The sequence below is a fragment of the Burkholderia sp. AU45274 genome, assembly GCF_030482505.1.
GTDB lineage: Bacteria > Pseudomonadota > Gammaproteobacteria > Burkholderiales > Burkholderiaceae > Burkholderia.
This window is the reverse complement of the sequence record NZ_JAUJQE010000001.1, coordinates 401,514-424,682: the sequence shown is the minus strand read 5'-3', so window position 1 is coordinate 424,682 and position 23,169 is coordinate 401,514. Positions and strand designations below refer to the sequence as shown.

General features: G+C 67.1%; 23 protein-coding genes. 10 read left to right on the top strand and 13 right to left on the bottom strand.

Features of this window, described 5'->3' with window-relative positions:
• The first annotated feature begins 35 nt into the window (after positions 1–35).
• Complete coding sequence (locus QZM35_RS02000) at positions 36–656, top strand: TetR/AcrR family transcriptional regulator (RefSeq protein ID WP_301775299.1); 621 nt, start codon at positions 36–38, stop codon at positions 654–656.
• A gap of 398 nt (positions 657–1,054) precedes the next feature.
• Positions 1,055–1,408, top strand: a complete 354-nt coding sequence (locus QZM35_RS01995; protein ID WP_301775298.1) for a hypothetical protein — start codon at positions 1,055–1,057, stop codon at positions 1,406–1,408.
• 37 nt (positions 1,409–1,445) lie between these two features.
• Here QZM35_RS01995 and QZM35_RS01990 read toward each other — a convergent pair whose 3' ends face one another.
• The 5 genes from QZM35_RS01990 to QZM35_RS01970 form a co-directional block, all read right to left on the bottom strand.
• Positions 1,446–2,258 (bottom strand): alpha/beta fold hydrolase, encoded by an 813-nt coding sequence (locus tag QZM35_RS01990; RefSeq protein WP_301775297.1) that lies wholly within the window; start codon positions 2,256–2,258, stop codon positions 1,446–1,448.
• A 109-nt stretch (positions 2,259–2,367) separates the two neighbouring features.
• A complete protein-coding gene (locus tag QZM35_RS01985) occupies positions 2,368–3,285 on the bottom strand; it encodes a LysR family transcriptional regulator (RefSeq protein WP_011355987.1) in 918 nt (305 codons plus the stop codon).
• 250 nt (positions 3,286–3,535) lie between these two features.
• On the bottom strand, positions 3,536–3,781 hold the full coding sequence (locus QZM35_RS01980; protein WP_043178075.1) for a DUF3717 domain-containing protein: 246 nt from the start codon (positions 3,779–3,781) through the stop codon (positions 3,536–3,538).
• Positions 3,782–4,045: 264 nt separating this feature from the next.
• Complete coding sequence (locus QZM35_RS01975; RefSeq protein ID WP_089433263.1) at positions 4,046–5,581, bottom strand: amino acid permease; 1,536 nt, start codon at positions 5,579–5,581, stop codon at positions 4,046–4,048.
• 409 nt (positions 5,582–5,990) lie between these two features.
• Positions 5,991–6,233, bottom strand: a complete 243-nt coding sequence (locus QZM35_RS01970; RefSeq protein WP_179255076.1) for a hypothetical protein — start codon at positions 6,231–6,233, stop codon at positions 5,991–5,993.
• On the opposite strand from QZM35_RS01970, the gene QZM35_RS01965 reads away from it, so the two are divergent.
• The 5 genes from QZM35_RS01965 to QZM35_RS01945 all read left to right on the top strand — a co-directional run bounded on the left by QZM35_RS01965 (position 6,172) and on the right by QZM35_RS01945 (position 12,457).
• On the top strand, positions 6,172–7,704 hold the full coding sequence (locus tag QZM35_RS01965) for a sensor domain-containing diguanylate cyclase (RefSeq protein WP_174975855.1): 1,533 nt from the start codon (positions 6,172–6,174) through the stop codon (positions 7,702–7,704). The two genes, QZM35_RS01970 and QZM35_RS01965, sit on opposite strands and share 62 nt — an antisense overlap.
• 163 nt (positions 7,705–7,867) lie before the next feature.
• Complete coding sequence (locus QZM35_RS01960; RefSeq protein ID WP_089428147.1) at positions 7,868–8,938, top strand: FUSC family protein; 1,071 nt, start codon at positions 7,868–7,870, stop codon at positions 8,936–8,938.
• Positions 8,939–9,267: 329 nt separating this feature from the next.
• Complete coding sequence (gene argG / locus QZM35_RS01955; protein ID WP_069250949.1) at positions 9,268–10,602, top strand: argininosuccinate synthase; 1,335 nt, start codon at positions 9,268–9,270, stop codon at positions 10,600–10,602.
• Between the two features lie 221 nt (positions 10,603–10,823).
• Complete coding sequence (locus QZM35_RS01950) at positions 10,824–11,321, top strand: shikimate kinase (RefSeq protein WP_301775296.1); 498 nt, start codon at positions 10,824–10,826, stop codon at positions 11,319–11,321.
• Positions 11,322–11,662: 341 nt separating this feature from the next.
• The gene (locus QZM35_RS01945; RefSeq protein ID WP_089428149.1) at positions 11,663–12,457 is read left to right on the top strand and encodes a polysaccharide lyase family 7 protein; all 795 of its coding nucleotides are present in this window, start codon (positions 11,663–11,665) and stop codon (positions 12,455–12,457) included.
• 77 nt (positions 12,458–12,534) lie between these two features.
• Here QZM35_RS01945 and QZM35_RS01940 read toward each other — a convergent pair whose 3' ends face one another.
• Both QZM35_RS01940 and QZM35_RS01935 read right to left on the bottom strand, forming a co-directional pair.
• Positions 12,535–13,845 carry an MFS transporter gene (locus QZM35_RS01940; RefSeq protein WP_174975858.1) on the bottom strand — a complete coding sequence of 437 codons (1,311 nt, stop codon included), beginning with the start codon at positions 13,843–13,845 and terminating at the stop codon, positions 12,535–12,537.
• Positions 13,846–14,088: 243 nt separating this feature from the next.
• Positions 14,089–15,171 carry a tartrate dehydrogenase gene (locus QZM35_RS01935; RefSeq protein WP_089497529.1) on the bottom strand — a complete coding sequence of 361 codons (1,083 nt, stop codon included), beginning with the start codon at positions 15,169–15,171 and terminating at the stop codon, positions 14,089–14,091.
• 108 nt (positions 15,172–15,279) lie between these two features.
• On the opposite strand from QZM35_RS01935, the gene QZM35_RS01930 reads away from it, so the two are divergent.
• Entirely contained in the window at positions 15,280–16,188 is a 909-nt protein-coding gene (locus tag QZM35_RS01930) for a LysR substrate-binding domain-containing protein (protein WP_089428152.1), read from the top strand.
• 263 nt (positions 16,189–16,451) lie between these two features.
• Here QZM35_RS01930 and QZM35_RS01925 read toward each other — a convergent pair whose 3' ends face one another.
• From QZM35_RS01925 to QZM35_RS01915, 3 genes are all read right to left on the bottom strand, one after another.
• A complete protein-coding gene (locus QZM35_RS01925) occupies positions 16,452–17,447 on the bottom strand; it encodes a LysR family transcriptional regulator (RefSeq protein WP_256978367.1) in 996 nt (331 codons plus the stop codon).
• A 97-nt stretch (positions 17,448–17,544) separates the two neighbouring features.
• Positions 17,545–17,964: an ATP--cob(I)alamin adenosyltransferase gene (locus tag QZM35_RS01920; protein WP_089428153.1), complete on the bottom strand. Its 420-nt coding sequence runs from the start codon at positions 17,962–17,964 to the stop codon at positions 17,545–17,547.
• Positions 17,965–18,089: 125 nt separating this feature from the next.
• Positions 18,090–18,890 carry a helix-turn-helix domain-containing protein gene (locus tag QZM35_RS01915; RefSeq protein ID WP_089432265.1) on the bottom strand — a complete coding sequence of 267 codons (801 nt, stop codon included), beginning with the start codon at positions 18,888–18,890 and terminating at the stop codon, positions 18,090–18,092.
• Between the two features lie 172 nt (positions 18,891–19,062).
• On the opposite strand from QZM35_RS01915, the gene QZM35_RS01910 reads away from it, so the two are divergent.
• Together QZM35_RS01910 and QZM35_RS01905 are read left to right on the top strand one after the other, a co-directional pair.
• Complete coding sequence (locus QZM35_RS01910; protein ID WP_069250940.1) at positions 19,063–19,689, top strand: LysE family translocator; 627 nt, start codon at positions 19,063–19,065, stop codon at positions 19,687–19,689.
• Positions 19,690–19,702: 13 nt separating this feature from the next.
• A complete protein-coding gene (locus QZM35_RS01905) occupies positions 19,703–20,467 on the top strand; it encodes a bifunctional 2-polyprenyl-6-hydroxyphenol methylase/3-demethylubiquinol 3-O-methyltransferase UbiG (RefSeq protein ID WP_301775295.1) in 765 nt (254 codons plus the stop codon).
• A 20-nt stretch (positions 20,468–20,487) separates the two neighbouring features.
• Here QZM35_RS01905 and QZM35_RS01900 read toward each other — a convergent pair whose 3' ends face one another.
• From QZM35_RS01900 to QZM35_RS01890, 3 genes are all read right to left on the bottom strand, one after another.
• Complete coding sequence (locus QZM35_RS01900; protein ID WP_089428156.1) at positions 20,488–21,177, bottom strand: DUF2848 domain-containing protein; 690 nt, start codon at positions 21,175–21,177, stop codon at positions 20,488–20,490.
• A gap of 72 nt (positions 21,178–21,249) precedes the next feature.
• On the bottom strand, positions 21,250–21,636 hold the full coding sequence (locus QZM35_RS01895; protein WP_011356002.1) for a hypothetical protein: 387 nt from the start codon (positions 21,634–21,636) through the stop codon (positions 21,250–21,252).
• 48 nt (positions 21,637–21,684) lie between these two features.
• Positions 21,685–23,163, bottom strand: a complete 1,479-nt coding sequence (locus QZM35_RS01890) for a 4-hydroxyphenylacetate 3-hydroxylase family protein (protein ID WP_089432263.1) — start codon at positions 23,161–23,163, stop codon at positions 21,685–21,687.
• Positions 23,164–23,169 lie beyond the last annotated feature (6 nt).

Genomic DNA, 23,169 nt, shown 5'->3' with positions numbered 1-23,169 from the left:
TAATGCAACTCGTGCACTTTCAGTCAATCCCCGCCATGCCGACTCCGACCGACGATCCGGGCCGCCGCGCTCGCAAGCGCATCCAGATGCTCGCGCATCTCGCCGCCACCGGTGCACGCCTGTTCGACGCGCACGGCTATGAAGCGGTCACGATGGAACAGATCGCCGCGCAAGCCGATGTCGCGAAACGCACGCTGTACAACCACTTTGCAACGAAGGAAGCCGTGCTCGCGCACTGGCTGGAGGATGAACTCGCACGCGATCTCGCGCATCTGCAGCGTGACGTCGCGCGGCGCAAGACCTTCGCGTCACGCATCGGCTGCGTGCTCGATGCGTCGGCTGCGTGGTGCGAGCAGCATCCCGCGTATCTACTCGCGTATTTGCGCCATCGCTTCCTGAGCATCGGCGCGGTTGAAGCGGCAAGCGGTGGAGAGAACGGCAGCGATATCGCGCTCGTGTGGCAGCAATTGATCGCGGCTGGGCAGCAATCCGGCGAACTGAACGGCACGCTGCGGGCCGACCAGCTCGCGACGTGGTTCCATCACCTGTATCTCGCGGCGATGCTGCGGTGGCTGAGCCTGCCGGGGCTGTCGCTGAAACGGGAGTTCCAGGCGGTCGCGAAGCTGTTCGTCGAAGGTGCTCAAGCGAAAGGGTGAGCGGCGCCGGTAAGCGATGGTCGGTGGCCAGTCGGCCGCTCGCCGGGTGCAAGCGCCCCGGCACGACCGCGAGGAGCGAACGCCACTGAGGCGGCCGGTGCCGCGCATCCGGCGAATACGGCGAATACGGCGAATACGGCGAATACGGCGAATACGGCGAATACGGCGAATACGGCGAATACGGCGAATACGGCGAATACGGCGAATACGGCACGATAAACGCGTCGCGCGACGCAGATGCATTTTTACGACGGCCGCACGCATCGCATGCCAAATTTCCCGTGCAGCAGTATGCTGATGTCGTACGGCCGCGCGCGACGCTTCGGGTAATCCCTTCGTTTGCACGTTGTCGCGCCGCCGTCGCGACCGCAATCATGCGTTGCAAGGAGGGATTCGTGATGGCAACCACGCATCAGCATTTCCACCTCGAACTACGGCACGCCACCGCGCCGACCTATTTCATCAGCTACCTGTTTCCCGCCTTGCTGTTCGTATACGAACTGCTGCGCGTCGGCCAATGGATCCGCGATCACGGGATGCAATTCGTCGCGTTCAAGCAGATGGGTTACGAGTATCTGCTGATGCTGCTGTTCGTCGGACTGCAGATCGTCGTCGAGGCGATCTTCCTGCTCGGCGCCGCGATGCGTCGCGACAATCGCGACTTCGAGCACCGGCTGCCGAACGTGGTCCTCGGGATCGGCCTCTCGATCGCCGTGCTCGCGATCGACCTCGCGATCCAGCTCGCGTTCTGACGGCCGGCGGGCACCTGCCCGCCGGTGGCAGCAGCGCTCAGGCGAGCGCGTCGCGCAGGAACGTCGTCACGGCGGCCAGCACGTCGCCGGTTCGCTCGCGGTGCGGCATGTGCCCGCACTGGCCGAGCAACAGATACGACGATGGCCCCGCGACGCGCGCGGCGATCCGCTTCGGATGCACGTCGGACCCATATTCGTCGTCTTCGCCGTGAATCGCGAGCGTCGCGCATTGCACGCGCGGCAAGACGTCGTCGAGATTCCAGTCGCGAAAAGCCGGCGACAGCCACGTGTCGACCCACGCGCGCAGCACCCATTCGGCCTTGTCGCCGTGATAGCGCGCGAGCCGGTCGAGCTGACCCGGTTCGTCGAACTGCTGCCCCGCGTCGCGGATGCCGGCCAGCGTGCGATCCTCGACGAATGCCTGCGCGGCGATCGTCACGAGCGCGCGGCAACGATTCGGATGCGCGGCCGCACACCCGACCGCCATCCCGCCGCCGACGCTGTGCCCGAGCGCGACGAACGCGTCGACGCCCAGGTGTTCGAGCAGCGCCGCGAACGCGTGATCGGCCTCGTCGCGAACGAACGTCGTGCCGAGTGTCCCCGGATGGCGATCGGACCGACCGAAGCCGAGGCGATCGTAGGCGATCACGTCGCGCTGCGTGGCGCGCGCGAGCTGCACGGGGAAGTCGCGCCACAGTTCGACGCAGCCCAGCGAATCGTGCAGCAGGACGATTGGAGCGACCGCCTTCGACGCACCCGTCTGTTGCGCAAGACCACCGCGCCAGCGTTTCGCAAAGAGGCGCCCTTGCGGCGTCTCGACGGTTTTCTCCTCAAACGGGATATCGGTCATGTGTGTGTCGTCTGCATGAAAGCGGCCGCCCCTCGGCGGCCGTACCGGATCCTGCGATGTTGGCCCGCGCCCGCACGCAGCGTCAAGCAAGCCCCCACCGTCCGCGCGTTCATTCGGGCTGCGGCGGCAGATACTCCATCTGCGCCTCGTCGTACAGCCGGTAGATCAGCGCCTGCATCGCGCGGAGATCCTCCGATTCGTCGAGCATCCGCATGCTCATGATGATCGGCGACACGAGATTCGGATCGTCGAGCGGCTTGTAGCTGATGTCGTCGCGCTTCAGCCCGTACACGCTGTGCGGCACGACCGACACGCCCTCGCCCATCGCGACGAGGCCGAGCGCGATCTGCAGTTCGCGCGTCTCGTAGATCTTGCGCGGCTGCAACGCGCGATCGTGAAACGCCGCGAGCACCTGGTCCGCATAGCTCGGGCGCGGCGCCTTCGGAAAGATGATCAGCGTGTCGTTCACAAGATCGTGCAGCGACAGCACCGGCTTCGCGCTGTCGAGCGGATGGCCGACCGGCAGCGCAACGATCATCCGCTCCTCGCGCAGCACGACGCGCCGCACGCTCGGATCCTCGTGGCGGATGCGCCCGAACCCGACGTCGATGCGCCCTTCCTTCAGCGCCTTGATCTGGTCCATCGTCGACATCTCGTGCAGGCTCAGTTCGACCGCCGGATACTCGCTGCGAAAGCGCCGGATGATCTTCGGCAGCATCCCGTACAGCGTCGAACCGACGAAGCCGACCGACATGCTGCGCTCGATCTTGCCGACCCGCTTCGTCATCGATTCGAGCTCGGTCGTCTGCGCGAGCAGCTGCACCGCGTGCGAATAGAAGAAGCGGCCCGCATCGGTCAGCTTCAGCGGCCGCGCGTTGCGCTCGAACAGCGGCACGCCGAGCGCTTCCTCGAGCTGCTGGATCTGCCGGCTCAGCGGCGGCTGCGCGATATGCAGCCGTTCGGCCGCCCGCGTGAAATTCCGCTCTTCGGCGACCGCGACGAAGTAGCGGAGGTGTCTCAACTCCATGTTCGAATCCTCCCGGGCAGGCGACGGATGTTCATTCGGCACCGCGCACGGCGCGGGCGCCGACCGTCCACACCGGCCCTGCCGGTCACCTGCTTCCCGATCCCGTCACGATACCTCAGCCGGCACCGATCCCGGCGCGAACCGCATTGCGCGCGCGGCGGCGGCCGGCGCCGCGCAATGCAAAACGGGAAGCGACAACGCTTCCCGTTCGTTCACCGATACCGCGCCGCGGCACCGTGTGGGCCGAGCATCACACCTCGGTCGCGTAGAGCGCGTCGCGCTGCGCGTCGCTCAGCGAGTCGAGCGGCACGTCCGGCAATTGGTAGCAGATCATCGTGCCGTACAGCTCGGCGAGGCAATTGCTGCCGGCGTCGAGTGCGTAGCCGTCCTCGCCGTCCGGCGCCGGCGGGTACACTTCGCGCCACGCGTTGATCGCGGCTTCGAGTCGCACGATGGAAACGGGTCCGGCCTTCCGCTCGGCGGGTGATGCGCTCATGGATTCCTCTGGGTTGCGCGCTCCGCGGGCCGTATCGGCCCGGATGGAACGATGAAAACGCCGGGCGTTTCGCCGGCCGCCGCGTGTCGCGCGCGCCGGATGCCGATCCGCGCGGCGCGCCTCGCGCCGGCCGGGCCGTGGCCCGGTAGGGTCGGGCAATATAACCGGCTTTGACCCCGTGCAGGCAAAAGCCGGGCAAAAAAAACGGGAAGCGCGAGGCTTCCCGTTTCGTCGTACGTCACGCGGCCACGTGCCGCGCCCGCGTCAGCCCGCGGTTTCGCGGTTCGCCACCGGCTGCCGCTGCGCGCCACGGCTCGCGGCGATCCACGGCGCGATTTCCATGTCTTCGTAGCGCACGAAGCGGCTCTTCTTCAGGAACCGGAAGCCGAGCCACACGACCAGGAACAGCGGAATGCCGACGTAGGTCGCGGCGACGCCCGCCCAGTCGATCCGGTTCGCGAGGAACGCCTGATAGTCCTGGCCGAGCGCGATCACGAGGCACAGCACGAACGCGAACAGCGGACCGAACGGGAACCACTTCGACTGGTACGGCAGCTGGTCGAGCGCGTAGCCCTGCTTCACGTAGCCCTTGCGGAACCGGTAGTGGCTGACCGCGATGCCGAGCCATGCGATGAAACCGGTCATCCCCGACGTGTTCAGCAGCCACAGATACACGGTCTTGTCGCCGTACAGCGACGTGAAGAAGCACAACGCGCCGACGGCCGTCGTCGCATACAACGCGTTGCGCGGCACGCCGCCCGCCGACAGCTTCGCGAAGATCTTCGGCGCGCGGCCTTCGGTCGCGAGGTTGTAGAGCATCCGCGTGGACGCGTACATGCCCGAGTTGCCGGCCGACAGCACGGCCGTCAGGATCACCGCGTTCATCACGCCGGCCGCGAACGCAAGGCCCGCGTGGCGGAACACGAGCGTGAACGGGCTCACGCCGATGTCGGTCACGTCCGTCTTCAGCAGGTTCGGGTCGGTATAGGGAATCAGCACGCCGATCACGAAGATCGCGAACACGTAGAACAGCAGGATCCGCCAGAACACCTGGCGCACCGCGCGCGGGATCGTCGTGCGCGGGTTTTCCGATTCGCCGGCCGCGACGCCGATCAGCTCGGTGCCCTGGAACGAGAAGCCCGCGATCATCGCGACGCCCATCAGCGCCGGCAGGCCGCCCGCGAACGGTGCATCGCCGATCGTCAGGTTGCCCCAGCCGTTGCTCGGCGCGCCCTTCAGAATGCCGAAGATCATCAGCAGGCCGACGCCGATGAACGCGACCACGGTGACGACCTTGATCAGCGCGAACCAGTATTCGGCTTCGCCGAAGCCGCGCACGGTCAGCGCGTTGAGCAGGAACATCACGCCGAGGAACGCCGCGCTCCACCACACGCCCGGCACGTTCGGGAACCAGTAATGCATCACGAGCTGCGCGGCGACCAGCTCCACCGCGATCGTCACGGCCCAGTTGTACCAGTAGTTCCAGCCGAGCGCGAAACCGAAGCCCTCGTCCACGTATTTCGCGCCGTAAGTCGCGAACGAGCCCGACACCGGCATGAACGCGGCCATCTCGCCGAGGCTCGTCATCAGGAAATAGACCATTAGGCCGATCGCCATGTACGCGACCATCGCGCCGCCGGGGCCGGCCTGCGAGATCGACGCGCCGGACGCGACGAACAGGCCCGTGCCGATCGAGCCGCCGATGGCGATCATCGTCAGGTGGCGCGCCTTCAGCGCGCGATGAAGCTTGGGTGGGTTCGCTGACGAACCGGATGGGTCGGATTTCGGAAGTGCGGACATAAACGAGACGAACGTTGAGCGGGCCGGCATCCGTAGCCGGCGCATGCGAAATCGGAGCGCGGTGCGCGTCCTGCGATGCATTCGATGCGGCCCCGATACGCGTTGCGCGGCGGGCGCCTGCGGCGAAGCGCGGATTCTACCTGATTCGTCACGGGGACAGCTCAGGTGCCGCCGCCCGCCGCCGCCGTGGAGACTTCGCAGAATCAAGGGGTTGGCCGCGTCGAACCGGGCCGCCGTCGCAGGTCGGCTCAAAAACCCCGCGTCCTGGATGGTTATCCGGTTCTCCGATCCCATCGATGTTTCGCAACCGCCCCGTCGCCGTCCGCCCGATACCGCACCGGCACGCATAATCGCCGGGTAATCACGGGATTATTCAGACAATACAACCGATATCGACGATTGATTCAAATCAAATCACCCGCGTGTAAAGCGGTAACGATGCGTAATCGTTGGGAATCGCCGTATCCGCATGCATGTTTTGCATGTGCACACGAATCTCCGGAATTCGCGAGATAATGCGGCCCGATTCAAAATAAACAGCGTACGGAATCGCCAACGACGCGAAAATCCGCCGCCCGCCCCCATCGAGGATGAAGTCATTCACGCTGCCCGCCGCGCTGCGCCGCCATACCGCGTCGATCGTGGCACGCATTCTGTCGCCGCGCGGCGTACTCGTGGCGGGGATCGTGCTGCTGATGTTCAGCTGGGGGCTTTCCACGTCGCTTTTAATCGAGGCGCGGCGCGATGCATACGACCATGCGGTCGAAAATGCACGCAACCTGATGCTGCTGATCGAACGCGATATCGCGCGCAATATCGAGCTCTACGATTTGTCGCTGCAGAACGTCGTCGACGGCATTACCGATCCTGAACTGGCGACGCTGCCCCCGCGCCAGCGCCACCGGCTGCTGTTCGACCGCGCGGCGACCGGCGAGTATCTCGGGTCGATCTTCGTGATGGACGCGCACGGCAATATCGTGATCGATTCGAGCGCATCGCCCGCCCGGCAAGGCAATTTCGGCGACCGCGACTATTTCGCCGTGCATCGCGACCAGCTCGCCCAGGGCCTCTACATCAGCCGGCCGTATGCGTCCCGGCTGCGCGGCGGCGCCTTGACGATCGCCCTCAGCCGCCGGATCAACCGACCCGACGGCGCGTTCGCCGGCATCGTCGTCGGCACGCTCAGCATCGACTACTTCCGCGCGCTGCTCGACGGCCTGGCGGTCGGCAAGCACGGCAGCGCGGCGATCGTCGAGGACAACGGCACGCTCGTGTCGCGCCTGCCATTCGACCCGCACGTGGTCGGCCTCGACCTGCACAGCTCGCCGCTGTTCATCGAATCGCAGCGCGCCCGCGACGGCGCGCTGACCGGAGTCGGCGCGATCGACGGCATCCGGCGCATCTACGTTTACAAGCATCTCGCCGCCCTGCCGCTGATCGTCGACGTCGCGCCCGCCGAGATCGACATCTACGCGTCGTGGCACCACCGCGCGATCTGGACCGTCGTGCTGATGTGCCTGTTCACCGGGTTCATCGCGTGGGGGTCGCTGGCGCTGTCGCGCGAACTGAAGCGCCGCCAGGTCGCCGAATCGAAGCTGTACCGGCTCGCGCACACCGATGCGCTGACGGGCCTCGACAACCGCGGCACGTTCGACACGGTGCTCGCGAAGGAGGCGCAGCGTGCGTCGCGCAGCGGCCGCCCGCTGTCGGTGCTGTTCGTCGACGTCGATCACTTCAAGGCCTTCAACGACTATTACGGCCATCCCGCCGGCGACGACGTGCTGCGGCGCGTCGCGCAAACCGCGTCGCGCTGCCTGCGCCGCGACAGCGATCACGTCGCGCGCTACGGCGGCGAGGAATTCGTCGTCACGTTGCCCGACACCGATGCGCCAGGCGCGTTGACCGTCGCCGAAGGCATCCGGCGCGCGATCGCGGCGCTCGACATCGAGCACGCGAAAAGCCCGTACGGGCGCGTCACGGCGAGCATCGGCGCGGCGACCGCCACCGACGGCCGCGTGAACGCCGCGACGCTGCTGCAGCGGGCCGACGAGGCGCTTTACCGCGCGAAGTCCGGCGGCCGCAACCGCGTGCTGGAGGCGCAGCCGAGCGCCGCCGGCGCATGACATCGCCGTGACGTGGCGTGAAGTCGCACGTCGGCCGGCCGGGCCGGATGACCGCACCGTGGACAGTCCTCCCGCGTTCGGTTAGCGTGACACCTGCTGCGCATGCGGCGCGGCGCCGGCCCGCGCAGGCCGCCGTGCGCGTTCCGGCCACTCCCGTTCCGCCATGACCACCCCGTTCCCTGCCCGGCTGCCGCCGTTCCTGCGCCACGCGCTCCGCCCGCTGCTCGACCCGTATCGCCGCTACCGGCACGCGAAGCTGATCCATGCGGCGCGCGTCTCGCTCGCGATTCTCGTGTCGATCGCGCTGTCCACCGGCCTGAACGTGCCGCACGGCGAGTGGTCGACGATCACCGTGCTGATCGTCGTCGGCGGGCTGCAGCACCACGGCAACATCCGCAAGAAGGCGGCCGAGCGCGCGCTCGGCACGTCGATCGGCGCGCTCGCGGGGCTCGGGCTGATCCTCCTCTACTCGTTCCTGCACGCGCCGTTCGCGATCTACCTGCTGATGGCCATTGGGTGCGGAATCTGCGCGTATCACGCGATCGGCAAGGCCGGCTACATCGCGCTGCTGTCGGCGATCACGATGGTGATCGTCGCCGGGCACGGCGACAACGAGATCGTCGACGGCCTGTGGCGCGCGGTGAACGTGCTGGTCGGCATCGCGATCGCGCTGGCGTTCTCGTTCGCGCTGCCGCTCTACGCGACCTATTCGTGGCGCTACAAGCTCGCCGATGCGCTGCGCGCGTGCGCGGCCGTGCATGCGCGGCTCGCGGGCGATCGCCAGGTCAGCGACGACGCGCACCTGAAGGAAATGGCCGCGCTGAGCGCGCTGCTCGTCCAGCTGCGCTCGCTGATGCCGTCGGTGTCGAAGGAATGCGAGACGTCGATGATGCAGCTCGAGGCGATCCAGCGCAGCCTGCGCCTGTGCATCGGTTATCTGGAGATCCTGTCGAGCGCGCTGCCGGCCCGCGACGACATCGCGGCCCGCGAGTACATGCGCGTCGACATGAAGGCCGTGAACCGACGCATCCGCGACACACTGGTCGGCGCGAGCCGCGCGCTCAAGTTCGGCACGCCGAGCCGGCTCTCGCCGCGCCGCCGGCCGGTCGACCCGCCGCACGACGCGCCGCCGCCGCAGTTGTCCGGCTACGTGTCGATCACGGCCAAGCTGGCCGCGGAAGTCGATCAGCTGCGCGAGAAGCTGCTCGACACCGCGCAGTCGTGGAACATCTGACGTCGGCGGGGATCCGGGCTTCGCGCGCCCGCCTTTCATATACCTTTCATCTTGACATATCGACATCCTGACGGCGGGCCGCCCCACCCGTCAGCCGATCCGGCCCCGGAAACACGGCCCGCGCCGCGCGCGTCGATGCCTGTTTCTGCCGCGATTTCGCACCGGTGAGCGCGATGTTCTCCACCCGGCTCACCGCCCGCCAGGCCCGCCGCGACAGGCTCGACGACCGTTCCGCGCGAAAATCAGCCCTTGCCCCAACCTCCCGGACAGCCGATACTCGCATATTCCGCGAAATACGATCCCACCGGCTTCAATCCACGGTAATTCCTATGAGCACGATTCTCGAAAGCCTCCCGACCGGCCAGAAGGTCGGTATCGCCTTCTCCGGCGGCCTGGACACCAGCGCTGCATTGCACTGGATGAAACTCAAGGGCGCCGTCCCGTACGCATACACGGCGAACCTCGGCCAGCCCGACGAAGACGATTACGACGCGATCCCGAAACGCGCGATCGAATACGGCGCAGCCGGTGCCCGCCTGATCGACTGCCGCGCGCAGCTCGTCGCCGAAGGCATCGCGGCGCTGCAAAGCGGCGCGTTCCACATCACGACGGCCGGCGTCACGTACTTCAACACCACGCCGATCGGCCGCGCCGTGACGGGCACGATGCTCGTCGCCGCGATGAAGGAAGACGGCGTCAACATCTGGGGCGACGGCAGCACGTACAAGGGCAACGACATCGAGCGCTTCTACCGCTACGGCCTGCTCGTGAACCCGGATCTGAAGATCTACAAGCCGTGGCTCGACCAGACGTTCATCGACGAGCTCGGCGGCCGTGCCGAAATGTCCGAATTCATGAACCAGGCCGGTTTCGCGTACAAGATGTCGGCCGAGAAGGCCTACTCGACCGATTCGAACCTGCTCGGCGCGACGCACGAAGCGAAGGATCTCGAAAGCCTCGAAAGCGGCATCAAGATCGTGAACCCGATCATGGGCGTTGCGTTCTGGCGCGACGACGTGAAGATCGCCGCCGAAGAAGTGACGGTGCGCTTCGAAGCCGGCCAGCCGGTCGCGCTGAACGGCGTCGAGTTCACCGACCCGGTCGAGCTGCTGCTGGAAGCGAACCGCATCGGCGGCCGCCACGGCCTCGGCATGAGCGACCAGATCGAGAACCGGATCATCGAAGCGAAGAGCCGCGGCATCTACGAAGCTCCGGGCCTCGCGCTGCTGTACATCGCGTACGAGCGTCTCGTCACCGGCATCCACAACGAAGACACGATCGAGCAGTACCGCGAGAACGGCCGCCGCCTCGGCCGCCTGCTGTACCAGGGCCGCTGGTTCGACCCGCAGGCGATCATGCTGCGCGAAACGGCACAACGCTGGGTCGCGCGCGCGATCACCGGCGAAGTGAAGATCGAACTGCGCCGCGGCAACGACTACTCGATCCTGAGCACGAAGTCGCCGAACCTCACGTACCAGCCGGAACGCCTGTCGATGGAGAAGGTCGCATCGACGTTCTCGCCGCGCGACCGGATCGGCCAGCTGACGATGCGCAACCTCGACATCACCGATACGCGCGACAAGCTGCGCGTGTACTCGCAAGTCGGGCTGCTGACGCCGGGTGAAGCGTCGGCGCTGCCGCAGATCAAGGGCGACGAGAAGTAAGTCGCTTCGCTCGACGCCGTGCCGCATCGCTGGATGCGGTACGGTTGGGCAGGCTGGGGGGCGCATCCTCTTCGCGCACTCGGCCTGCCGCTCCTTCCGCCTCTCCCCCGCCTGTCTGCTTTCCCCTCCGCAATCGCATCACCTCGCGTGACGTACCAACGGCACGGCATCGCCACACCCGACATGGCAAGCTGCGAGTCTTCCAATTCCTGCGCTGACTCATGACCGCCCTGACCGTCATCCACCTGAACGGCCCGATCAACAGCGGCAAGACGACGATCGGCCTTGCGCTCGCACGCTTGCTGCCCGACGCACGCTTCATCGACGGCGACGATCACAATGCGCCCGAAGACGCACCCTTCGACGTGCAGTGGGCGATCGCGCTCGAACGTCTCGTCACGCAGATCACGCACGCACGTGAGCGTCATCTGGTCATCGCCTATCCGATCGGCGAAACGGAATTCGAGCGGCTGCGCACCGCCTGCGACGCGCGCGATGCGCGGCTGTTCATCGTGACGCTCGCACCGCCCGAAGCGGTCGCATCGTCGAATCGCGGCTCGCGTGCGCTGACGGACTGGGAGCGCAACCGGATCGCCGAGATGTATCGCGAAGGCTATGCGTCGCGGCCGTTCAGCCAGATGGTGCTCGATACATCCGATGCGACGCCTGATGCTTGTGCGGCGCGTATCGCACAACAAGTCGCGGCGACTGAGCCGTAACCGGCACACCTGACCGCGCCCTTCACGCCGGCACGCGGATACCTCGCAGCAGCCGGCGAAAGACAGCTTCTCCGGCCCAAATAGGAAAACGTTTACTCTTCCGGCACTTCTTGCTAGCATCGTCCTCCATCGGCTTGAGCGCATTCACGGAAAGCCGATTGCAAGCCTTGAAAATCCCGCAATTCCCGGCATCACTGTTTCAGCCTTCGAGCCTCATCTGCTTTCTGTATTTTGGAGTGAATCCTGCGGGCGACCGATCTCGTTTCGACGATCAGGCGCCAGAATAGGAAAACGTTATCCACAACGTGGCGCCCAGCCACGGACCATCAGAGAGAGACACCATGAAGAACAGGATCATCCCGTGCGTCGTCGCCGTTCTGTCCGTTGCGTGCCTGTCCGCGTGCGGCGGCGACGATCCGGCCAGCCCGGCCGCCGCCGCCCGCCAGCAGGCCACCGTGATGGCGCTCAGCCCGTCGAACCCGCCCGGCTCGAACTTCAACCTCGCGCCGTTCACGCTGCAATTGCCGACCGGCGCGTCCGGCAAGGTCGACACCGTGAGCGGTTCGTCGCTCGCGGGCGGCTACGTGAACCCGACGTATTTCTACACGGACGGCAGCGACGGATCGATGGTGATGATGGACCCCACACAGGGCTGGACAACGTCCGGCTCGCTGCATCCGCGCACCGAACTGCGCGAGAACGCGATCTGGCCAACTTCCGGCACGAACCGGCTGAATGCGACGGTGGCCGTCACGCAGGTGCCCGATCACACGACGATCGGCCAGATCTTCCAGGGCACCGGCCCGAGCAAGCCGCTGTGCGAGCTGCAGTTCACGTCGGGCGGCGTCGTGCAGCTGCTGCTCGAAAGCACCAACCAGGGCGGCAAGTCGACGACCACGCCGATCACCACGGTCGGCGTCGGCAAGAAGTTCAGCTACGCGCTGAGCCTGAGCGGCACGACGATCACCGTCACGGCGAACGGCACGACCAAGACCTTCACGATGGATTCGAGCTTCAACGGCGAAAGCTTCTACTTCAAGGCCGGCGACTACGACCAGACGGCCGTGTCCGGCACGCCGCTGACGACGCCCGGCACCGTCGTGAAGTTCTATGCGCTGACGCTCACGCATAGCTGATCGCGCGGCACGACGCATGAAGCCGGACGGGCACACGTCATGCGCGACCGTCCGGCGTTTCGATGCATACGTCGCGCTTACGAGTGATGCCGCACCCCCGACACGGCGGCTTGCCTCGCGCCCTTGCGGCTCAACATCAGCGTGACGACCGCCGACACCGCGAGCGTGCCCGCCACCACGTAGAGCCCCGCCGCATACCCGCCCGTCACGTGCTTCAGCCAGCCGATCGCGAACGGCCCGACGAACCCGCCGAGATTGCCGATCGAGTTGATCATCGCGATGCCCGCCGCCGCGCCGGCGCCGGACAGGAACGCGCTCGGCATCGCCCACAGCGGCGCCTTCGCGGCGCTGATCCCGATGTTGACGACGACCAGCGCAAGCACGGTCAGCAGCGCGGTGCTCGCCTGCCCCGCGAACACGAAGCCGATGCAGGCAAGCACGCACGGAATCACGACGTGCCACGTGCGCTCGCCGGTACGATCCGAATGCCGCGCCCACGCGATCATCGCGACGACGGCGGCGATGCTCGGAATTCCGGTGAGCAGGCCCGTCTGCAGCGCGGTGAAGCCGAACTGCTTGACCATCAGCGGCGCCCACAGGCCGAGCGTGTACAGCCCCGCCGACGTGCCGAAGTAGATCAGCGCGAGCGCCAGCACGCGTGGGTCGCGCAGGGCCTGCCACGCGCCGGCCGTATGCCCGGCATGCGTGTGGCGCGCATCGGCTTCGGCTTTCAGCTTCGCGACCAGCCAGTCGCGCTCGTCCGCGCGCAGCCACGCCGCCTTCGACGGTGCATCGGTCAGGCACCTGAGCACGACGAAGCCGAGCACGACCGCCGGCAGCGCTTCGACGATGTACAGCATCTGCCAGTCGGCGAGCCCGAACATCGGCGGCATCTGCATGATCGCGCCCGACAGCGGCGAGCCGATCGCGGTCGAGATCGGCGCGGCCGCCATGAACCACGCGGCGGCCACCGCGCGCTGCTTCGCGGGAAACCACAGACTCAGGTACAGGATGATGCCGGGGAAGAACCCGGCTTCGGCCATGCCGAGCAGGAAGCGCAGCACGTAGAAGCTCGTCGGCCCGGCCGCGAATGCGGACACGGCCGACACGATCCCCCACGTGATCATCACGCGCGCGATCCAGATGCGCGCGCCGACGCGATGAAGAATCAGGTTGGACGGCACCTCGAACAGGAAGTAGCCGATGAAGAACAGGCCGCCGCCGAACCCGAACGCGGTCGGCGACAGGCCGATCGCCTTGTTCATCGTCATCGCGGCGAAGCCGACGTTGACGCGATCGAGAAAGCTGACGAAGTAAAGCAGCATCACGAACGGAATGATGCGCCACATCAGTTTCCGCGCGACGCGGGTTTCCAGATCCGCTTGCATGTGTCTCCTCCTTCGAGGTCGAGCCGGCTAGTTGTCGAGTCGTGCTCGGTGTATGAATGCTCGCCGGCACCGCGACGAAGCGCGTGGGCCGGCGCGCCCCGCTCGCGTCGGGCGCGCGAGTCTCGGGACAGGAAAATCCGGGGACGATGAACGGGCGACGAACGGTAACCGGTTGCGCTCGCGCGCCGCCGCTGGTCGCTGGCCGCCCTGTCGCGGCCCGCCGGCCCATCGCCGCGCTTGTCGTCAGGCGGCGACCGCCGCGTTCGCGACGCGCTCGCACACAGCCGCCGTCACCTGCGCGGTCGTCGCGCTGCCGCCGAGGTCGCGCGTATGCAGCGACGGGTCGGCCGTCACGGCCTCGATCGCCTGCATCACCCGCGCGGCGGCGGCCGTTTCGCCGAGGTGCTCGAGCAGCATCACGACCGACCAGAACGTGCCGACCGGATTCGCGAGCCCCTTGCCCATGATGTCGAACGCGGAGCCGTGGATCGGCTCGAACATCGACGGATAGCGGCGCTCGGGATCGATGTTGCCGGTCGGCGCGATGCCGAGGCTGCCGGCGAGCGCGGCCGCGAGATCGCTGAGGATGTCCGCATGCAGGTTGGTCGCGACGATCGTGTCGAGCGACGCCGGCCGGTTGACCATGCGCGCGGTCGCCGCATCGACGAGCTCCTTGTCCCACGTCACGTCGGGGAATTCCTGCGCGATCTGCTTCGCGATCTCGTCCCACATCACCATCGCGTGGCGCTGCGCGTTGCTCTTCGTGATCACCGTCAGCAGCTTGCGCGGGCGCGACTGCGCGAGCCGGAACGCGAAGCGCATGATGCGTTCGACGCCCGCACGCGTGAGGATCGACACGTCGGTCGCGGCCTCGATCGGATGGCCCTGGTGCACGCGGCCGCCGACGCCCGCATATTCGCCCTCGGAGTTCTCGCGGACGATCACCCAGTTCAGGTCGTCGGGCCCGCAGCGCTTCAGCGGCGCGTCGATGCCGGGCAGGATGCGCGTCGGGCGCACGTTCGCGTACTGGTCGAAGCCCTGGCAGATCTTCAGGCGCAGCCCCCACAGCGTCACGTGATCAGGCACGTCGGGGTCGCCCGCCGAGCCGAACAGGATCGCGTCCTTGCCGCGCAGCGCATCGAGGCCGTCGGCCGGCATCATCGCGCCGTGCCGGCGGTAGTAGTCGGCGCCCCAGTCGAAATCCTCGAACTCGAACGCAAAGCGGTCGCTGCCGCGGGCCAGCGCTTCCAGCACCTGCTTGCCAGCGGGCACCACTTCCTTGCCGATCCCGTCGCCGGGAATCGTTGCGATACGGTAGGTCTTCATGCGCACATCCTCGATTGATCGTCAGCGTGGAGGCACTTTACCGAACCAAGAGTGCGGGAACCGGTGCTAGACTCAAAGCATCTTTAACTTGAATTCACGAATCCCGACATGGCGGATACCGTTCAGCCGGCTGATCTCGGCTTCTTCTCGACGCTGGCCGCGTCGGGCAGCCTGAGCGCGGCCGCACGCGAACTCGGGCTGACCGCGGCGGCCGTCAGCAAGCGGCTCACGCAGATGGAGCGGCGCGCGGGCGTGACGCTCGTGAACCGCACGACGCGGCGAATGATGCTGACGCCCGAAGGCGACGTGTATCTCGACTACGCGCGCCGGATCCTCGACCAGATGGACGAACTCGGCGAACTGCTCGGCAGCGCGAAGCAGCGCCCGAAGGGGCTGCTGCGCGTGAACGCGACGCTCGGCTTCGGACGCAACCAGGTCGGCCCCGCGATCTCGCGCTTCGTCGCGCGTTATCCGGAGGTGTCGGTGCAACTGCAGTTGTCGGTGATGCCGCCGCCGCTCACCGACGACGCGTTCGACGTGTGCATCCGGTTCGGCGAGCCGCCCGATACGCGGGTCGTCGCGCGACGGCTCGCGCCGAACCGCCGGCTGCTGTGCGCGGCGCCCGCGTATCTCGCGCGGCACGGCACACCGGCGACGCCGCACGACCTGACGCGGCACAACTGCATCGGCATCCGGCAGGGGGACGAAGGTTACGGAATCTGGCGCCTGACAAGCGGGCGCGGCGCGGCACGCCACACGGAGGCCGTGCGCATCAACGGCAACCTGACGACGAACGACGGCGAGATCGCCGTGAAATGGGCGCTCGACGGGCACGGGATCCTGATGCGCGCGGAATGGGATCTGCGCGACTATCTCGCCGACGGCCGCCTGGTCGTCGTGCTGCCCGACCACGAAACGCCGAGCGCCGACATCTATGCGGTGTATGCGCAGCGTCACCAGATGTCCACGCGGATCCGGGCGTTCGTCGATTTTCTGGCGGACGAGCTGGGGCGGTGATCGGGACGCACGAAACGACGTCCGTCGATTCAGCAGAGACCAACGTGCGGCTCGGTCAAAAGCACCAATGTTTCAGCTATTTCGTCAAAAAATCGCCGAAATATTGACACTGCCATATGAGTCGGCCGCGCCCGGCCGCCGCCGTCCGCTTCGCCACGGCAACCCGGCGGGATCGTCGATCCGCTTGCGCAATCTCGTCGGTCAAGCGCGCGCACCCACGACGATTGCGAACCGTTGACCGCGCCTGACTCGACACTTGCTGATCAAGCTGCGGCCATCTGGGCGTCCACCTGGTCAACCCTGTCCGCGGCGCCCACCGTCGGCCGCCACACCCGTGCGGTGATCAGGCCCGCATGGCCGCTCACCGCCGCCTCGAAACGCTCGCCGATCCAGTCGACGAACGCGCGCACGCCGGGCGACACATGCGGCCGCTTCACGTAGACGGCCGACACCGCGATCGCGTCGGGCCGCCAGCGCGGCAGCACTTCCCGCAACCGCCCCGCGTCGATCAGCGGCTGCGCGGCGACGCGCGGCGGCTGGATCAGCCCGAGGCCATGCATGCCGCACGCCAGATACGCCTGCTCGTCGTCCACGCTGACGATCCCGTCCATCCGCACCTTGCGCACCGCGCCATCGACGACGAAATCGAGTTCGGCCGTGCGCTGGCCCTGAACGGACGACATGCTGACCGCGCGATGCACGGCCAGGTCTTCGAGCGTACGCGGCACGCCGTGGCGATCGAGATACGCGGGGCTCGCGCAGGTCACGCGCTCGAGCGTGCCGAGCCGGCGCGCGACAAGCGACGAATCGGGCAGTTCGCCGAGCCGGACACTGCAGTCGATCGCATCGCCGACGCGATCGGCCGCGCGCCCGGATACACCCAGCGTCAGCACCAGATCGGGATGCCGCGCATGAAACGCGCCGAGCGCCGGCAGCACGATCGCGTCCGCGACCGCCGCCGGCAGCTCGACGCGCAGCGGCCCGCTCGGACGCAGCGCGGCGCCGCGAATGCTGGCTTCGAGTTCGTCGACATCGGCCGTGATGCGCACGCAGCGCCGGTAGTACGCGTCGCCTTCGGGCGTCGCCCGCAGCGCGCGCGTGGTGCGCACCAGCAAAGGCATGCCGAGCGCCGTTTCGAGCTCCTGCACGGTCCGCGTCGCGGTGGCGCGCGAAATGCCGAGCGCCTGCGCCGCACGCGTGAAGCTGTTCATTTCGACGATGCGCGTGAAGATGCGCATCGCGCGGATCGGATTGTCCACCGGACACCCCTGCATGTTTGCCGCATGCCACGGCGCGCGCTTGCGCGCCGTGCATGCGTATCGAGGAACGCCGCGCCGCCGGCGCGGCAGCGTGGCTTCAGCCATTCGCCGCCACGGCGCCGCGCGCCGGTTCGTCGAGCAGCTGCTGCGCCAGCGCGAGCGCGTCGTCGCGGGTGGCTGCCGCGTTCAACGGATAGCCCCATACCTTCTCGAACGCACCCGAGAATGCGTTGAGCGCCACGCGCCGCGCAGCGTCGGGCTCGATCGCGATCATCGCGGGGATCCATTCGCGCGACTGCGCGCGGTTGGCCTTGCTCCACTTCGCGAGCTGCTTGCGCAACTCGTGATCGTCCCCGCCGCGATCGTCGCCGGACGGCGCATCGTCGGTCAGAAGAACGAACGGTTCGCGACGCGCCAGCAACGCGTCGAGTTCGGCGATCAGGCGGGCGGGATCGGTGTGCGTCGAACCGGTGTAACGCAACCAGACAAACGGGAATTCAGTCGTGAAGATTTGCATGTCGGCCTCCAGATGAGAGCGATTCTCATTTTATGGATCGAGGCCAGCGGCGTCATTTATCGTCCCGGCCAACCGCTTGCTCAATCCGGCCAATCGCGCACACGTGGCGGCACGGCCGTCATCGCTCAGCGTTGCCGGTCGGTCAGGAATTGCGTCGGCGACTTGCCGGTCGCCTTGCGGAACATCGTCACGAAGCTGCTCGCGCTCTCGTAGCCGAGATCGATCGCGATCTGGTGCACGCGGCGGCCCGCCGTCAGCATTCGCAGCGACAGCGCGACGTGCAGCCGACGGCGCCAGTCGCCGACGCTCATCCCGAGCTCCTTCGCCGCGAGCCGCGTCAGGCTGCGCTCGCTGATGCCCACGCGCCGCGCGAGTTCGGCCAGCGGCGACTTGTCGGCCGGATCGTCGAGCAGATGGTCAATCAGCTTGCGCAGCCGCCGGTCGACCGGCATCGGCAGGTACAGATCCTCGACCGGCGCCGCGACGAGTTCGTCGAGCAGCGTCGCCATCAGCCGCCCCTGCGGCCCGTCGACGTCATACAGGTTCGGGAAGCTCGCCGCCCTCAGCAGCAGCTCGCGCAGCAGCGGCGACACCGACAGCGTGCAGCAGCGCGCAGGGAGGTCGAGCGCGGCGTCGGGTTCGACCAGCACCGCGTAGAACGTCGCGCCGGCCGAGCCGCGCGCCGAATGCGGGACATCGCCCGGAATCCACACCGTGCACTGCGGCGGCGCGCTCCATACGCCGCCGTCGATCTCGCAGTAGATCACGCCGCTCAGCGTGTAGAGCAGTTGTGCCTGCGGATGACTGTGCCGCTCGTGCAGCCATTCGGGCTCGACGACCGAGCCGCCGAACACGACGAGCGGACGCGGCACGTGGAAGACTGCGTCATCCGCTGCGGGATCGGTGGTCGGTGGAAGCTGGCGCATGAAACGGTAGATGAGGAAGGAAGCCGGACGCGCTGCCCGCGCGCCTTTTCGTGCTTATACCAGAAAGGGGTTGATCCGGCCGTGCCGGTGCCCGGGCGGCGTCTGCGGTCGCGCGCCGAAACGAATACAATGCCCCGATCCCCCGCCGCTGTGCCCACCTGCCGGAGCCGCCATGTTCGACCTGACCACGCTGACCACCTTCACGGCCGTCGTCCTGGGCCTGTTCCTGATTCCCGGCCCCGCCGTGCTGCTCGTGCTGAGCCGCACCGTGCAGGGTGGCCGCAAGACCGGCATCCTGACCGGCCTCGGCGTCGCCAGCGGCGACTTCGTGCACACGCTGTTCGCAGCCGTAGGCCTGTCGGCGCTGCTGATGACGTCGGCGCTCGCGTTCAACGTCGTGAAGGTGGTCGGCGCCGCGTACCTGATCTATCTCGGCGTGCGCGCGCTGATCGAGAAGCCGTCCGATCCGTCGCTGCCGAGCGTGTCGCCGGTCACGCCGCTCAAGGCGTACCTGCAGGCGATTCCCGCCGAAGTGCTGAATCCGAAGACCGCGCTGTTCTTCCTCGCGTTCATGCCGCAGTTCGTGCATCCGGAACGCGGCTCGACGTTCGTGCAGTTCGCGGTGCTCGGGCTGATCTTCGTCGTGCTCAGCTCGCTCTACACGACGCTGATCGCGTGCTCGATCCGCCCGCTCGGCCGCATCGTGAAGCGGCTCACGTGGCTCACGCGCTGGCAGGGGAAGATCATCGGCTCGATCTTCATCGCGCTCGGGCTGCGCGTGGCGGTGCAGCAGCGCTGATACGCGCAGCCGCATGACGTCTTCCGCCGCGCCCGCCGGCGAAGTCCTCTACACCGACTCGCGCCTCGTCGCGCTCTACGACCTGTTCAATGCGGGCGACCAGGACTTCGCGTTCTACACCTCCGTGATCGGTGCCGCGCGGCAACGCATCCTCGATCTCGGCTGCGGCACCGGCACGTTCGCGCGCCGGCTGGCGGCAGCCGGGCACGACGTCGTCGCGATCGATCCCGCGCCGGCGATGATCGAATACGCGCGACGCCAGCCAGGCGCCGACACCGTCCACTGGCTCGCATGCGGGCTCGACAGCCTGCCGCCTGGCGCACCACCGTTCGATGCGGTCGTGATGACCGGGCATGCGTTCCAGTGCCTGCTGACCGACACCGAAATCGACGCGACGCTGCGCGGCGTGCGGCGCGTGCTCGCGGACGGCGGCCGCTTCCTGTTCGACACCCGCAATCCGCGCATCCAGCCGTGGCGTGCATGGACACCTGAGCATTCGGCACGCAGCGTCGAGTCCCGCGAAGCGGGCATCGTCGATCTTCATCATGCGGTGCGCTCGGTGGACGGTGCGATCGTGACGTTCGACACGCACTACCGCTTCCGTCGTGACGCTACGTTGCTGACGAACACGAGCCGGCTGCGTTTCATCGCGCAACCCGACCTGCAGGCACGCGTGATCGCAGCCGGATTCTCGTCGGCCGACTGGTGCGGCGACTGGCAGCACGCGCCGTTCGATGATGCAACCAGCGCGGAGATCATCGCGATCTGCCGCGCCTGAGTGCGTGCGCTGCTACCGCGTCAACCCGCCACGGGCAGCGTGTCCACCACATACACATGCCGCAATGTGCGCCCCAGCACCGGATCTTCCAGCTCGACCTCGAACCGCTCGGCCGGCCGGATACCGCCGATCGCCGCAAGCGTGCCGCACAGCATCGCGGTGCCGTCGACGAAGCGGCCGTCGTGGCGTGCGAACTGCGCGAGCAGGTCGTCGGGCGCGCGCATCGCGGTCACCTTGCCCTCCTGATACAGCACGCGCTCGCCGTCGATCGTCGCGTACGCGCGCAGCACGAGCTGATCCCAGTGCCCGGCCACGTCGTCGAACTTCCACAGCGTGTTCGCGCACGGCTTGCCGCACATCTGCTTCGACACCGTGATCCCGTAGGTCTCGACTTCACGGTCGGTATGGTCGGACGCGATGCCCACGAAGGTCTCGCCGCCGTCGCGCAGCAGCACGAATTCCGCTTCGCCGCTGCTCTGCCCGCCCGATACCTGGATCGCGGGCGACGGATCGAGGCGATCGGCCGCGACGCGGTAGAACACGGGCGTCGTCGCCGGGCGCTTGACGCCGAGTTCCTCCAGCTCGCGGATGTGCTGCTCCATGGCGACCGTGTCGCGGCCGGTCCAGCCCGCGATCACGAGCGTGTCGATCGCGATCGCGCGCTCGGTGCGGCCGTCGCGACCGTCGATCGCGAACGTGATGGTTTTCATCGAATGCTCCTCGTGGCGGGCAGCGCACGCGCTGCGCGCTGCCGCCCGCCGTGTGTCGTGGATCGGCCGGGCTTACGCCGGGTCGTAGTAGTGGATCTCCAGCAGCACGCAGCCGCCGTTCGACTTGAACGGGCCGTGCCATGCGCCGGGCGGACGCACCGCGTACGTGTAGCCCTTGAACGGCGTACCGCCGTTGCCGTGCTCGTCGTTGCCGACGGTCAGGTCGCCCTCGACGAGAAACACCTCTTCCCAGTAGTCGTGCACGAACGGCTTCTTCGTATGCAGCCCGGCCGGCAGGCGCAACAGGCGCGTGCGGCTGCCGCGCTTGCGCTCGGTGTCGAGCGCGCCGGACAGGATCAGCTCCTGCGCGCCGGACGCGGGGTCATAGCCTTCCGGCAGCCGCCAGTCGCGCTGCATGTCCAGCGTATGGAATTCGTCGTGAAGCTTGTTGATGGCCATCTGTCTCTCCTGTGGCGATAGCGGATGAATCGGATGCAAGGCGACGCGTCAGGCGGCGCGCGGCGTCGACAGTTCCTGGTTCAGCGAATAGCTGCCGAGCATCGAATCGACGAGATGCGACGCGCGCTGCCAGTCGTACGTGCGATACGCGTGCCCCTTCGTGACGAACGACGCGCCCGCATAGAACAGCTCGTACTGGTTGTGGCGCGAGGCGAATTCGGAGCCGACCGCATCCCACGCGAGCTTGAAGAACTTCACGCGCTCCTCCGACGAACACACGGGCGATTTCTGTGTTTTCTCGATGATGCGCAGCAGGTCGGGATTCTCGAAATCGCGCACGCTGGACGGCAGCATGATCATTCCGCCGCCGGCGAGCTCGCGCAGCGTGTTGAGCACCTTCGAATAGAGCTGCTGCGTGACGACCTGCGAGCCGTACAGCATGTTGCGGTCGGGCACGTAGAAACCGTTGACGACGGTGCCCTTCGCTTCCATCCCGTAGACCCACGCCTCGACCATCGACGCTTCGGCCGCGAGCTGGCCCAGCGTTTCGCGCACCTGCGGGAACGTATTCGTGCCGTTGACCTCGGAAATCTTCAACCCGAGCCCGACGAGGAAGCGCAGCTTCGTCATCAGCCGCACCTGGCATTGGTAGTTCTGGTACACGTGCGCGGGCGTCGCATGGAACTGCTTCGCGCACATCGCCGTATTGCCGGCGACGAAGATCCGTTCCCACGGCACCTTCACGTCGTCGAAATACAGCACCGCGTCGTTCTCGTCGAAGCGGCTCGACAGCGGGTTGTCGAACACCGACGTCGCGTTCTCCTCGTACGACTTGCGCGACAGGATCTTCATGCCCTTCGCGTTCATCGGCACCGCGAACGACAGCGCGTACATCTCGTCGCCTTCGCGCAGCGGCTGGATGCAGCTGCAGAACACCTCGTTCGCCATGATCCCGCTCGTCGCGAGCATCTTCGCGCCGCGCACCGTGATGCCTTCGGCATCCTGATCGACGATGCCGACCGCGAGGTACTTGTCCTCCTGCTCGTGTGCGGACTTCGACTGGTTCGCCTGCGGATTCACGATCACGTAGGTCAGGAACAGGTCGTTGTCGCGCGCATGGCGGTAGTAGTCGCGCAGCGCGCCCGCTCGCGCCGGATCGTATTGCTCGAACACGTCGGCGCCCATGAACATGCCGGAAAGACAGGATGCGACGTGATCCGGCGAACGCCCCATGAAGCCATAGTGCAGCTCCGACCACGCTTCCAGCGCGGCACGGCGCTCGACGAGTTCGTCATAGGACGTCGGCAGTTGCCAGATCCGGCTGACGCGGTTGCCCGAGTCGGGCGAGACGAACGTCATCTTCTCGACGTTCTCGTCGCGCGCCTGGTAGTCGTACAGGCTCGCGTAGCTACGGATCGAATTGCGGAATGCCGCGTGCGCGGTCACGTCGCCGACCGGCTGGCCGTTCAGGTAGACCTGCCGCCCGTCACGCAGCGACGCGATGTGCTGAGTCCCGTTCTTGATCATGGTGTC